A 13,028-nucleotide genomic window follows, 5' to 3' on the forward strand; every position below is an offset into this window, starting at 1 on the left:
AAAGGAGGCGTTTAGTATGCGCACACGAAAATTAGGACAAAGTGAGCTACATATTTCAGAGTTAGGTTTTGGGTGTATGTCGCTGCCATTAGAACGAGCGGAGGCTCAAAAAATAATTGATGTGGCGGTCGATAGCGGCATCAATTATTTCGACACAGCCGACCTCTATAATAAGGGAGAAAATGAACGCATCGTCGGGGACGCGTTAAAAACAAAACGCGCGAATATTTATATTGCCTCAAAAGTGGGCAATGTGTGGAATGCAGATGGAGATGGCTGGCACTGGGATGCGTCGAAGGAGCATATTATTAGTGGCTTAAAGGATAGTTTGACACGTCTACAAACCGATTATCTAGACTTTTACCAGCTTCATGGCGGTACACTCGATGATTCCTTTGAAGAAGTAACAGATGCATTTGAGACGCTAAAAAAAGAAGGGCTGATTCGCGCTTACGGCATTTCATCGATTCGTCCAAATGTGTTAAAAACGTTTTTACCAATGAGTGCGGCGGATGGGGTTATGATGCAGTATAGCGCCCTCGACCGTCGCCCAGAGGAATGGTTTGATTTCATTACAAAGCAAGGTGCTTCTGTCGTGTCACGTGGTACGGTCGCAAAAGGCTTATTAACGAATGAGTGGGCGAAGCGCTTGCAAAAGCATGATGGCTATTTATCGTATTCACAGCAGCAATTAACGGATACACTTGGCCATATCGCTGATGCGTATCCTGACGTCCTATCAGCAGCAATTGGCTACAATTTAGCGCACCCGGCTGTTGCAAGCACGATTGTTGGCGCCTCTAACGTGGCACAACTAACACAAAATATCGATGCGTATCACCGTCTGCCAGCTGATTTTGATTATGCCGCACTAGCAGGTTTAACAAAAAAAGAACTGTATACGACACATCGCGACTAATATGAAAGGATAGCGGTTCGTCACAAAAAAGGTATTACTTTTTTGGACTGCGCTAAAGAGCTGACACAATATAAAAAGTAAAAAAACACTTTCAAGGATATACATCTTTGAAGGTGTTTTTTTTAATGGGCAAAACCGATAATCGAACCTTATAAAAGAGTGGAATGAATAGATATGCTTAGTACGGTTTAATACATAGCATCAAAAAAGAGCAAAGAAAAGGCGTTATCATGCGCATACCCCGAACGGCACGCCTACTGATAACGCCATCATTGAGCTATTCTTTCTTAAAAGGCTTTTAAGAATCCAAAATGAGTTTTAATACTTTATTTTTTTGAATTGGTATCGCCAAAGCCGTACTCATCTAATAGTTCAGAAAAGGACATGTTTTTCTCACGTTGCTTTTTCTCTTTTATCGCTTGTTCTTTCGCTGCTTGTTTGGCGGCTTGCTCTTTTTGCTCTAATTCTTTTTTAGCATTTTTTAACTGCGCAAGTAAATCGCCACCAAGTTGATCAGCTAATGTTACTTTATCATCTTGTTGTTTTTTTGCGCCACCCTGTGCTTGACGCTGTTGTTTTTTTGCCATGAAAATTCCTCCTATAAAAAACAGCTACCTAAACGGCTCAATATTGAGTTATCAGGTAGCTAGTCAAACAATTATTTTTTATTTTTTTTACCAAGTTGTTGGTCAGTTGCTTTATTCATTTGAGACATTACTTGACGTACTTGTTTTTCAGATGGTTTACGACCCATTTGCGTCATCATCATACGAAGCATATCTTCATTGATTGGTGGATTTTCTTTAAGGTATTTCATCATATATTGACGAGCCATAAAGAAACCGCCGACAGCACCCACGATAAGGGCTACAATGATAAGAACGATAGCTAATGCTGTATTCACGTAGTTTCCTCCTCTTTTGCATAAAACGAGATAAATCTCTCCGAAAGTCATTATACAATAAAAACTTTATCGTTACTAGCGTTTGCGGAATTTCATCCTTCGTTCACAATTAAAAAAAGACGAAGACGGCCTTTTCGCCCATCTTCGTCTTCCTTTTCTATTAAATTAAAGTGCTTTTACTTTAGAGACAACGTTTTCAACTGTGAAACCGTACTCTTCAATCACTTTTTCACCAGGAGCAGAAGCACCGAATGTATCGATAGCAAGTACATCGCCTTCGAAGCCAACATATTTATGCCAACCGAATGATGCCGCCATTTCGATTGCTAAACGTTTTGTTACTGCTTTTGGTAATACCGCTTCTTTATAAGCTGCATCTTGTGCATCAAAGCGAGCCATATCAGGCATTGAGACAACTTGTGCGTCAATTCCTTCTGCAGCTAATGCTTGTTGTGCCTCAACAGCTAAACCTACTTCAGAACCTGTTGCGATAAGAATCGCATCTGCTACGTCTTTTTTCGCTGGCGATACAACGTATGCACCTTTTGCAACGCCTTCGTAGATCGTTTCTTTATCTGCATCAAGAACTGGTAAGTTTTGACGAGAAAGCACTAATGCCGTTGGGGTTGTTTCTGATTCTAACGCAAGTTTCCACGCTGCTACTGATTCCGTTGCATCTGCAGGACGGATAACAGAAAGGTTTGGCATTGCGCGTAATGCTGCTAAGTGTTCGATTGGTTCGTGTGTTGGACCATCTTCACCGACAGCGATTGAGTCATGTGTGAATACATATGTTACAGGTAAGCCCATAAGTGCTGATAAACGAATTGCTGGACGTACATAATCAGAGAATACGAAGAATGTACCGCCAAATACGTTTAAGCCACCGTGAAGTGCCATCCCGTTAAGTGCTGCACCCATTGCGAATTCACGTACACCAAACCAGATATTACGGCCTTCTGGTGTTTGTGCTGAGAAATCGCCAGCGCCTTTGATTGTTGTTTTGTTTGAACCTGCAAGGTCAGCAGAACCACCGAAGAATGATGGTACAGCTTTTGCGATAGCATTGATTACTTCACCTGAAGATGAACGTGTCGCTACTGATTTACCAGCTTCGTATACAGGGAAATCTGCATCGAAGTTTTCTGGTAATTTACCAGCGATGGCATTTTCAAATTGCGTCGCAAGTTCTGGGAATTCCGCTTTATAACCTGCAAGTAATTCATTCCATTTTGCTTCTACTTGTGCGCCATTTACTTCAGCTGCTTCGTTGAATGTTGTATATACTTCTTCTGGTACGAAGAAATCTTCGCCATCCCAGCCGTAAGCTGCTTTTGTTAATTTTACTTCGTCCGTGCCTAGTGGTGCACCATGAGAATCTGATTTACCAGATTTGTTTGGAGAACCAAAGCCAATAACTGTTTTGATTTCAATTAAAGTTGGTTGGCCTTTATGTGATTTTGCTTGTTCGATTGCAGTATTGATTGCTTCAACATCTGTACCGTCTTCTACTGAAATGTAGTTCCAGCCATAAGATTTGAAACGATCTGCTGTTTTGTCAGAGAATGATTTATTTAAATCACCATCTAAAGAGATGTCATTTGAATCGTATAAAACGATCAGTTTTTCTAAGTTTAAGTGACCAGCAAGTGACGCTGCTTCTGCAGAAACACCTTCCATTAAATCACCATCGCCACAAAGTGCGAATGTATAGTGATCGACAACATTGTAGTTTGGTTTGTTGTATGTTGCAGCTAAATGTACCTCAGCCATTGCCATACCAACGGCCATTGAGATCCCTTGACCTAATGGACCTGTTGTTGCTTCTACGCCTGCTGTGTGGCGGTATTCTGGGTGACCTGGTGTTTTAGAACCCCATTGGCGGAAGCTTTTGATTTCTTCCATTTCAAGGCCGTAGCCACCTAAGTGAAGAAGGCTGTAAAGTAACATTGAACCATGACCTGCTGATAAAACGAAACGGTCGCGGTTGAACCAAGTTGGGTTTTTAGGGTTATGGTGCATTTGTTTTGTCCAAAGCGTGTAAGCCATTGGTGCAGCACCCATTGGTAAACCTGGGTGACCTGAGTTTGCTTTTTCAATCGCATCGATTGATAAAGTACGAATCGTATTAATTGCTAACTGATCTGCTTGTTGCGTCATTGTAATATAGACATCCTTTCTAAAATAAGCAAAATATTGTACTACCTACAGTCTAGTCAAAATTGGTAAAGAATACAATGATTTTTCAATCAATTGTAAGCGCTATGAAAAAATATTCCAATTTTCAAAATATTACATCACTCAATTTTTTTCTAACTAGGAATTAAAAAACAGCAGACGTCTGACAACGGCTGCTGAATTCATTAGTTAAGACGATTTAATTTTGATTTGATTTCTTGTACTTGTTTTAATTTGTCCGGTGTGACGTCATTCCCTTCTGGGTCCATGACACGAACATTTTCAATTGTACGACGCATATTGCCGCGGAAAGCTTGCAAGTATTCTTGACGAAGTGCTGATTGTTCTTTTGCTTCTTCCTGTGTTAGTGTACCTGCTTTTTTCTTTTTCGCTAATGCATTGATGCGGTTAATTTTTGCTTGTGGTAACATATTTTTTCTTCCCTTCATAACTACTACTACAAAGGTATGAAAAAATTGGTCTAAACGCAAGCATTTCGCCTTTATTTATTTGTTGCGACTTCGATTTGCTCTATGTTGTGGTGGCCATTTGGCACATTTAACTCATCGCCGACATATAGACGGTCCTCGTAAATAGCATTTTCACGCTTCACTGATAAAATCCAATCTTCTCGGTCCATATCGCCTTTATAACGCTCCGCTAATGTCCACAGCGTATCGCCATCTTCGACTTGAATTATGCCAAAATCTGTTGTATCGAAAAGTCCATGTATTGTTAGAAGCATACTCCATACTACAATCGCTGATATACCGGCTGTTGCACCATTTTTCTTCATCCACTTTATCACGAAAATCACCCTTTCGAATATACGTTCGGAATATGTGTTCTTATTTTAAAACGAACAAACATTCGTGTCAACTATTTTTTTCGAACTTATGTTTGCATTGTTTGTTCGCATTTGTTATACTCGGAGTACGATAGGTATAGACTAGGTGAGGTGAAAAAAATGAAAAAAGTTTCAAAGAGACAAGAAGACATTTTAGCTTTTATTAAAGAAGAGGTCCGCACAAAAGGGTATCCACCTTCTGTACGTGAAATCGGTGAGGCTGTTGGACTAGCATCTAGTTCAACTGTGCATGGGCATTTAGCTCGTTTAGAAAGTAAAGGATTAATTCGTCGTGACCCAACAAAGCCACGTGCTATTGAGGTATTAGATACAGCGGATGAAGCCGTTAAGAAAAAAGACGTACTCCATGTGCCACTTGTAGGAAAAGTAACGGCTGGTATGCCGATAACTGCAATTGAAAATATTGAGGAGTACTTCCCTATTCCATCGTCTTACGCGACATCAGATGACCATATTTTCATGCTTGAGATTATGGGCGATTCGATGATCGAGGCTGGCATATTAAATGGTGACTATGTTATCGTCAAACAACAATCATCTGCAAATAACGGTGAAATTGTTGTCGCGATGACAGAAGAAAATGAAGCAACAGTAAAACGCTTCTATAAAGAAGAGCACCACTTCCGCTTACAACCTGAAAACGCCACAATGGAGCCAATCATCGTTGAAAAGGTTTCTGTTTTAGGTAAAGTAGTTGGCTTATATCGTACAGTGATGTAACAATCATTTATGATTTCGTCATAAGGAGGAGATTGACATGTCAGTCTCTTCTTTTTTCTTTCGCAAAAAAAGAGGCTAGAATGTCTCCGCCTCTCCCACTCTATGTAGCAGCTAACTTCATCGCAATCATGGCTACGATTAATTGCTCCTCATCACTTACTTCTTCTAATGCGGTTAATCGAATCACATGCGTCACCTCTATCATCATTTTCACACAATTATCCATCACAAACTCAAAGACTTGTTGTCCTCTGCGTACTTCATACGTCGTCCCGCGAATCGATGCACAATAACCCTCTCGTATGGTTGTCGTATCTAGGATGGTGCCATATGTCGGTAACACGAGCTCATAACCTTTCGCTACTGCCATAAAATGTGGCTGAAAAATTCCGATGAGCTGTTGTTTAGCCGTCATCACTTCATAAATAGCATGATGCGTTCGCTGTCCCTTCATTAAAAACGGATGCTCCTGCTTCAATCGAACCTCCCCAATTTCTTCATTCCCCAAAAACACTTTCACTACCGGCGCTGCCGTTAAACATGTCGTCAATTCAATGCTTCCTCTCACACGATTATTTCTATCTTCTATTATTATATGCTTGTCGCTAACATGCTAGTTAAATACGTCTCCTGCTTATTAAATTATGGTCAATTTGTGACGATATACCAGGACTGAAAATTCCATTTAATTCCTTTTTTAAATGTATTTAAAATCACAATTGTGAAAATAAAAATATTGAATTATAATGATTTTATCACTATACCACAATTTATAATGAGGACTTTAGAATTATTCGTTCGAAATTTCTAGTTTCATTAAGTGCAACAGCCGCACTGTTTTGTGCATTATCAACAACTGTTGATGCCAACACAACAGCAAAGAACGTACCTGTACAGTTTTTAGGGATTAATGACCTAAACGGCTACATTGATAGCACGTATACAAATAGTGCAGGAAAAACAATTGGTGGCATGGCTTCTCTTGCTTACAATTTATCAAAAGAAAAACAAGCATTTGCGAAAACAAATAACTTAAAATCAGCCAATACAAACTCAATTTCTGTACATACAGGTGATATTTTAGGTGGTGGCCCTGCCATTTCTAGCTTGCTTCAAGATCATCCAACCATTTCGATTTTAAATGCGATGAATTTCCAACTTGGTGTCATTGGGAATCATGAATTAAATGACGGTTTAGACGAATTTTTACGCGTGATTCAAGGAAAGAAAGCCACATATGATACACCAAATTATGATCTTGTAAGTCGTTATAAAATTGAAAAAAGTAACACAACCATTTTAGCGGCAAATGTCGTCAATAAAAAGTCGAAAAAAACGATTTCTGGCTTTAAACCATATGAAATTAAAACGATTAATGGTGTAAAAGTTGGTTTTATCGGCGTTGTTGACCCATATGTACAGCAATTAATTATGCCGACACATACGAAAAATCTTAGCTTCACAGATCCTGCAAAGGCCATTGCGAAATACGATAAGGTACTACGTAAAAAAGGTATCAAGGCCATTGTTGTCTTAGCTCATGCTGGCGCTGAAAATACAGGTACATCGAATCAAGCAATCGAAACACAAGCAGCGAAGCCAAATAAAGCACAAGTTGGCGGTTCTGTCACACAAATCATTGATAAATTAGATAAAATCGCACCAAATCATTCTGTTGATATTGTCTTTGGTGGACATAGTCATTCATTCGCTAATGGTATTTATGGTAAAAAGAATATTCGCGTTGTCGAATCATTAGATTATGGTAAATCATACAATGTCGCAACAGGTAAAATTAGCACGACAACAAATGATTTCGTGAAAACGCCAGCAGCTACTGTAAAATACAATTACACGCGCTCAAATACAGTAATTAATAAAAATAGTGTCGCAAAAAATGTGAATCGCATCGTGCAAAATGCCGCTCAATTAACAGCGACTGTGACACGCGCTCAAATTGCGACACTTGATGCAGAGCGTTTATCAAGCGTCCGTATAGCTAAAATTGAAGGCTCAGCTGTCGGTAATTTAGTAGCTGACTCACAGCTTGCCCTAATGAAAAACTTAGAGCGTCATGTCGATTTTGCATTCACAAACTCTGGTGGTGTACGTGACGATTTAGTCGCAACAGTAAAAGATGGGCGAAACATCATTACATGGGAAGCTGCGCAAAAGGTTCAACCATTCTCGAACTTCCTATACACTGGACAATTAACAGGGGCTCAAATCACTCAAGTGTTAAATGAGCAATTCTCAGGCGGTCGTGGCTTAGAAGTAGCCGGTCTACACTATACGTACAACGACAAAGAAATCGTTGATGTTTTTGTCGGCGATAAATCAAGCTCAGAAAAAATTGTTGCGAATAAATCGTATACTGTCGTGTTAAATAATTATTTAACAGGCGGTGGCGATAACTTTCCAACATTTACAAAGCTTAAGAACAGTGAAATTATTGGCATCGATACCGATACATTTATCGACTATTTAAAAGCAATGAAAAATGTGCCAACAGCCTATACACCGCGTAGCGTTCAAGTTGAAAAATAGCGTTCTTTCATGTTAAGAAAAAGCAGAAACCTCGTAGTGACACGGTTTCTGCTTTTTTCATATTACGTTTTTATCAAACAATTTCTTTCTTTTAAAATATGGACATTCTACAGCTACATACCTTCAAAACAATGATTCAAATGATAGAATTTCTTTTTTTCTGTAAATCATCATTTAACAGCACAGAAGTTTTGCTATAATTATAAACGGTATTCTTTTACCGAATTCCTATAGGAGGGGTTGCAATGAAACTCGCCCGACTTATCGTACCATGTGTACTAGCGACCGCATTGCTTCAAGGCTGTGCCTCTAGTTCATCAACAAAAGAAACGTCAACAGAAGATAACAAGACGACTTCGAATGCCGCAACGACTTCTACGGAAGATACGAATGCTTCTTTAAAAAATAATAATGTAGCGAATCCAACAGCCTTTTTAACAGAAACTGTAGCAGCAGCGAAAAAAGGCCAGCTTCCAAATGTGCCATTTACAGTTGGTCAAACAACGTATACACAAGTGGAAGAACAATGGGGAAAACCAAACTTATCTTTTTTAAATACAGCGAATTATGTACAATACCGTGTAGCAAAGAAAGAACAAATTGCTTATGGGGTGGGTATTGGACGCGGCCATATTTTATATGAATTACGTGCATTTGTAGCAGATGATGGTAAAACACCATTATCAAGCATTTCTTTTAAGGCAATTAAAAAGCAATTAGGTCAGCCAACTATTAAAACAAAGCTAGGACCAGACCGTATTTGGAGCTATGCAGCAGGTAATTTCATGTTGAAATTCACCGGCTCAACTAAGGACCATACGTTACATCATATTTCTGTCTACAGTAAAGTTTATGATGATTCGAAGCAATAAAATAATACTTAGACACCATCTGAGTATAAAAAAGCAGGAACGCGACAATCGCTTCCTGCTTTTTGTATTTTTTCAAAAAAAAGAGACCGGCGCAAGGCCAGCCTCTTTTTCCGCTTGAAGATGATTGATTCATAGTTAGAATTTGGGGAGTTCATAACGGAATGCAAATATTCATCATTGAAGGGATTCAAGCGATTGAGTATAGGTGAGTTGAAGTATCTATACTTATCTCTCACAATAAAGTTTAAAAAAACAGCCCTTCACACAGAAGCAGCTGTCATCTACAAAATAATCTGTAGCCAACATCTTCCTATCCTCGTAGGTAAACTAGATGCTTTTGCATACGGCAGGTCTCCTGGCTCATACCTCTCGTCTTCTCGCCCTTCCCGCTATAAAGCAGTGGTTATGCAAGTTTGACCGGTATTTACAGTTGCGGGACAGCGTTTGACTTTCACAAACTTCCCTTTTAAGTAAAATCACTTTGAAGATTTTACACCGCGTGCTGCATATTCGATTTACATTTGTAAGTATACCAAACGTTTACTGATTTCGCAATATTATAATAATTTCTCAATCGCCTTTTTTAACGATTCTGGTTTATCTTTTGACGCAAAGCGCTCGACAACCTTCCCTTCACGGTCAACTAAAAATTTCGTGAAGTTCCATTTTACACTTTCGCTACCTAAAAAGCCTTTAGCGGACGATGTCATAAATTTAAATACCGGCTCCGCGTGCTCACCGTTCACATCTGTTAGTTCATGCATTGGAAATGTCACGCCGTAGTCACGACGACAAGCAGTAGCCGCTTCCTGCCCACTGTCTAGTTCCTGCTTAAATTGATTTGATGGAAAACCTAATACGACAAAGCCTTGATCCTTGTACTCTTCATAGAGTTTTTCTAAGCCACCAAATTGTGGTGTGAAGCCGCATTTTGTTGCGGTGTTCACCACTAAAACAACCTGTCCTTTGTATTTCTCAAGTGAATACTGTTCCCCGTTTTCAAGTGTCGCGTTAAAATCATATAAATTTGTCATCAATTCATCCTCCTATTTCGCTAATACTGTTCGTTTTAAATAGCTTGCAACGCGTTCGTAATCTGGATAAATGGTGGATTCATTAATTTCAATTACATCCAACCATTCCTGTAAATCTGCCTTGACGTCTGACGGTAGAATATACCGAACTTTAATACCATTTTTCGCTTCCTCTAATAGCACTTCTAGCATATCGATTAGACGTGGGTTTAAAATATCCTCATAAACTGCTAAAAAGGCTTCAATCGAGCGCACATCATCATTTTCATTTGAAGTACGATAGCGAATTTCCTCAATTTTACGCTCACATTCATTGCGCTCTAATAAGCCGTTAATAATAAAGGCCCCGTGCTGCCGAACGATGCGCGTATTATTTTGAATCGGACGTACGACTAAAATATCAAGCATATCCATCGGGTTAATATTTGATGTATAATTAACGCCCTTTTTACTCATTTCATGGACAAGCTTATGCACCGATGCGTGGCTATTAAAGTCCTCAATCATCGTATCTCGCACTGCTAAAACACTTTTTCGCTTCGAGCTCATTCCATTTACTAAAAAATCATCAATGACTTTGTTGAGGCTCGTCAAAATACATTTAATCGCATGTACTTTGATTTTATTTTTGTCATTGTACGATAGCAGTGGCAGCGTCGCGAGCATTTCAGCTTTATCGCTATCATAATACTCAATACCCCGCTCTTCCTCCGCAAACACTAAAAATTCTCCATCCATGTCAGGTTCCATCTCTGTAGCAAAAAATAATGCGATTAACGGGCTACTCGTTAAATCGAGTAAACGCGTCGGTAGTGAGTAATGTTGCATCGATGCAAGCACCTCAAGTCCTCGACTATACTGTGACAATTCCTCTGAGCATTTAATATGCAAATCACGATACATTTTTTCTTCCGACTCTAGCCATTTCTGCTTCCTATAAATACTTGGTGCTAAGCTATAGTTCGAATCACTATGTCCACGGTACATGAAATGATATTCATCAACCTCATACTCATCATACTGACGTGATTCATCAAATAACCGGCTATAAAACGGTGTAATATGCTGTAGCTTCACGAAGATTTCATTTTGATCGTCATCACTATCTAAAATATTACGCAGTGTATGACTTGATTCAAATTCGCCGAGATGATTTAAAATCCACTCCGATTCTTTGCGATACGCCCTCAGCTGCCATTCATTCGCCTCTTCATGTAAAATCCGTCCATCATATTGCTGCTGCTTGCGATTTTGATTAATAAGCATTTTATTAAAGGCACTCTCATCTTCAATAAACTCAAGCTGATACATCATCGCATTGTACATATAAAGCTTCTTATGATGCGTGGTCGTGCGGAAAATCATAAATTGAAATACTTTTTTCAAGCGCTGCATAAAGTGACTTTTCAGTGCACGGTTGTCCTGCTCAAAGGCATTTAAGTCGCGGTCTAACTCAATTAGTCGCGATTTTAAATTACGAATGCTTTTTGAAATATCATTAATTTTTCGATTTAAGGAGGACCGTTTTCGACGCGATAATTCCAGCTTATCATGCAATTCCTTTTGCGCGAGCTCCTCTGAAAGAATCGCCTGGTCATCTAATGCCTCTTGCTGCTGTATTTCTAAATTAAAACGTTGTAGCATCCGTTCATTCATACGGTCTAGTGCTTGCTGCTGCTTCGCAATCGTTGTTGATAGCGTCGCATATTCCTGCCTACGCTCTGTGTATAATGCAAATAATTCACGTTGCTTTGTATTGTTATCTGAAATCAGTTGTCGCTGTCCTTCTCGCTCGCGCAAATACACTTCATAGTCCGTTTTAAGTAAGGTAACCGCTTCTAATAAGCGTTCAAAATATAGTTTACTAATCCGTTCGCCACTCTTTGTAAAACGTGATTCAATCCACGCTTTCATCTCCTCAATGGAGGTAGCATCTAGGCCATGTGTGCGTAAATAATCATCGACGCACACGTAATTATTCATATCGAGAAAGCTACCAATATGTTCAAAGTATTTTTCAGTATTCATGTAAACGCCTCCTCGCCCTCATTATATAACGATTGCGTTTTTCATACTTCTAAAAACCATTATTTTGTTGCCCACTTGTGAAATCGACAAATAACTGCGCCGAGGCGGTCAACACACCGCCACGTTTCCACGCAAGGCCAATATCACGTGTACAGTCCATATCTGTTATGGTAAAGCGGTGAATAGGTAATGCCTCTAGCCCAGAGTAATACGGTAAAATACTAATGCCAAGATCCGACGAAATAAGCCCCGCAACGGTCGGCACATCTGTCCCTTGGAACACCATTGTTGGCATAAAGCCCGCTTCACGACACCACTTTACAAATTGCTGTTGCATCAGCTGCTCATCCTTAAACCCGACAAAGTCATACGCCGCAAGCTGTGCTAGTGGCCAGCCATCAGACACAGCGAGCTCATGCGCATTTGCACAATAACCATACAATTGCTCACGCTTTAACGGCACCCAATTTTCCGCGTCAAATGTGTGACTAAAATTAGTAATAAGGCATAAATCAATGTCTCCGCGCTCCAATAAATCAAGTGCCTCCTTCGAGCTACACTGCACTAAATCAAAACTCACTGCCGGATAGACTTGTCGAAAATCACGTAAAATTGTCGGTAGAAGCGTTGTACCAATCGATTGTAAAAATGCTAAACGCACCGTCCCTGTCGATGGATTTTTCATTCCTTGTAGTTGTTTCCTTCCTTGCTCTAGCTCCTTTAAGGCACGCTCAACATACGGTAGAAAAGCTCGCCCGTAGCTACTACTATCAATCGAGCGTCCCGTACGATTAAATAATGGCACCTCTAGTTCGTCTTCTAGCTTATGAATGGCCTTCGTCAATGCTGGCTGTGATACATGCAAGCGCTCCGCTGCCTTGCCATAATGTTTTAATTCCGCTATTTCTTTAAAATAGCGTAGTTGATGCATCTCCATTTCAAGCTCTCCTTTATTAAC

13 protein-coding genes and 1 riboswitch are annotated in these 13,028 nt (G+C 39.7%); of the genes, 4 read left to right on the plus strand and 9 right to left on the minus strand.

Annotated elements, in window-relative coordinates:
* Positions 1 to 16: 16 nt before the first annotated feature.
* Positions 17 to 919 carry an aldo/keto reductase gene (locus QI30_RS09900; protein ID WP_126990695.1) on the plus strand — a complete coding sequence of 301 codons (903 nt, stop codon included), beginning with the start codon at positions 17 to 19 and terminating at the stop codon, positions 917 to 919.
* Between the two features lie 326 nt (positions 920 to 1,245).
* Here QI30_RS09900 and QI30_RS09905 read toward each other — a convergent pair whose 3' ends face one another.
* From QI30_RS09905 to yneA, 5 genes are all read right to left on the minus strand, one after another.
* Positions 1,246 to 1,506: a YqkE family protein gene (locus QI30_RS09905; protein ID WP_126990696.1), complete on the minus strand. Its 261-nt coding sequence runs from the start codon at positions 1,504 to 1,506 to the stop codon at positions 1,246 to 1,248.
* 71 nt (positions 1,507 to 1,577) lie between these two features.
* Entirely contained in the window at positions 1,578 to 1,823 is a 246-nt protein-coding gene (locus tag QI30_RS09910; RefSeq protein WP_126990697.1) for a YneF family protein, read from the minus strand.
* Positions 1,824 to 1,988: 165 nt separating this feature from the next.
* Complete coding sequence (gene tkt, locus QI30_RS09915) at positions 1,989 to 3,983, minus strand: transketolase (RefSeq protein ID WP_126990698.1); 1,995 nt, start codon at positions 3,981 to 3,983, stop codon at positions 1,989 to 1,991.
* Positions 3,984 to 4,186: 203 nt separating this feature from the next.
* Positions 4,187 to 4,432: a DUF896 domain-containing protein gene (locus QI30_RS09920; RefSeq protein ID WP_020189553.1), complete on the minus strand. Its 246-nt coding sequence runs from the start codon at positions 4,430 to 4,432 to the stop codon at positions 4,187 to 4,189.
* Between the two features lie 71 nt (positions 4,433 to 4,503).
* Positions 4,504 to 4,809: a cell division suppressor protein YneA gene (gene yneA / locus QI30_RS09925; RefSeq protein ID WP_126990699.1), complete on the minus strand. Its 306-nt coding sequence runs from the start codon at positions 4,807 to 4,809 to the stop codon at positions 4,504 to 4,506.
* Between the two features lie 159 nt (positions 4,810 to 4,968).
* On the opposite strand from yneA, the gene lexA reads away from it, so the two are divergent.
* On the plus strand, positions 4,969 to 5,589 hold the full coding sequence (lexA, locus tag QI30_RS09930; protein WP_020189551.1) for a transcriptional repressor LexA: 621 nt from the start codon (positions 4,969 to 4,971) through the stop codon (positions 5,587 to 5,589).
* A 100-nt stretch (positions 5,590 to 5,689) separates the two neighbouring features.
* Here the strand turns inward: lexA and QI30_RS09935 are convergent, their stop codons facing one another.
* On the minus strand, positions 5,690 to 6,139 hold the full coding sequence (locus QI30_RS09935; protein WP_126990700.1) for a hypothetical protein: 450 nt from the start codon (positions 6,137 to 6,139) through the stop codon (positions 5,690 to 5,692).
* 422 nt (positions 6,140 to 6,561) lie between these two features.
* Here QI30_RS09935 and QI30_RS09940 point away from each other — a divergent pair, with 422 nt between their 5' ends.
* Positions 6,562 to 8,136 carry a bifunctional metallophosphatase/5'-nucleotidase gene (locus QI30_RS09940; RefSeq protein WP_233600567.1) on the plus strand — a complete coding sequence of 525 codons (1,575 nt, stop codon included), beginning with the start codon at positions 6,562 to 6,564 and terminating at the stop codon, positions 8,134 to 8,136.
* A 245-nt stretch (positions 8,137 to 8,381) separates the two neighbouring features.
* Positions 8,382 to 9,008, plus strand: coding sequence for a DUF4309 domain-containing protein (locus QI30_RS09945; protein WP_020189549.1), 627 nt, complete (start codon positions 8,382 to 8,384; stop codon positions 9,006 to 9,008).
* A 328-nt stretch (positions 9,009 to 9,336) separates the two neighbouring features.
* A riboswitch (cobalamin riboswitch) is annotated at positions 9,337 to 9,523 on the minus strand.
* Between the two features lie 42 nt (positions 9,524 to 9,565).
* On the opposite strand, the gene QI30_RS09950 is transcribed toward QI30_RS09945, so the two are convergent.
* Genes QI30_RS09950 through QI30_RS09960 form a run of 3 tightly spaced genes read right to left on the minus strand, consistent with a single transcriptional unit; the run spans position 9,566 to position 13,007 of the window.
* Entirely contained in the window at positions 9,566 to 10,042 is a 477-nt protein-coding gene (locus QI30_RS09950) for a glutathione peroxidase (protein WP_126990702.1), read from the minus strand.
* Positions 10,043 to 10,054: 12 nt separating this feature from the next.
* Entirely contained in the window at positions 10,055 to 12,070 is a 2,016-nt protein-coding gene (locus tag QI30_RS09955) for an FRG domain-containing protein (protein ID WP_126990703.1), read from the minus strand.
* Between the two features lie 49 nt (positions 12,071 to 12,119).
* Positions 12,120 to 13,007, minus strand: coding sequence for a LysR family transcriptional regulator (locus QI30_RS09960; RefSeq protein ID WP_126990704.1), 888 nt, complete (start codon positions 13,005 to 13,007; stop codon positions 12,120 to 12,122).
* Positions 13,008 to 13,028 lie beyond the last annotated feature (21 nt).

This window comes from Candidatus Kurthia intestinigallinarum (genome assembly GCF_003991225.1).
Taxonomy (GTDB): domain Bacteria; phylum Bacillota; class Bacilli; order Bacillales_A; family Planococcaceae; genus Kurthia; species Kurthia populi.

Bases quoted from the DNA above. Each gene is read 5' to 3' on its own strand.
- QI30_RS09940 (WP_233600567.1), top strand. From the start codon at position 6,562: ATGGCTTCTCTTGCTTACAATTTATCAAAAGAAAAACAAGCATTTGCG.
- tkt (WP_126990698.1), bottom strand. From the start codon at position 3,983: ATGACGCAACAAGCAGATCAGTTAGCAATTAATACGATTCGTACTTTA.
- QI30_RS09955 (WP_126990703.1), bottom strand. From the start codon at position 12,070: ATGAATACTGAAAAATACTTTGAACATATTGGTAGCTTTCTCGATATG.
- QI30_RS09960 (WP_126990704.1), bottom strand. From the start codon at position 13,007: ATGGAGATGCATCAACTACGCTATTTTAAAGAAATAGCGGAATTAAAA.
- QI30_RS09950 (WP_126990702.1), bottom strand. From the start codon at position 10,042: ATGACAAATTTATATGATTTTAACGCGACACTTGAAAACGGGGAACAG.
- QI30_RS09900 (WP_126990695.1), top strand. From the start codon at position 17: ATGCGCACACGAAAATTAGGACAAAGTGAGCTACATATTTCAGAGTTA.
- QI30_RS09920 (WP_020189553.1), bottom strand. From the start codon at position 4,432: ATGTTACCACAAGCAAAAATTAACCGCATCAATGCATTAGCGAAAAAG.
- lexA (WP_020189551.1), top strand. From the start codon at position 4,969: ATGAAAAAAGTTTCAAAGAGACAAGAAGACATTTTAGCTTTTATTAAA.
- QI30_RS09945 (WP_020189549.1), top strand. From the start codon at position 8,382: ATGAAACTCGCCCGACTTATCGTACCATGTGTACTAGCGACCGCATTG.
- QI30_RS09905 (WP_126990696.1), bottom strand. From the start codon at position 1,506: ATGGCAAAAAAACAACAGCGTCAAGCACAGGGTGGCGCAAAAAAACAA.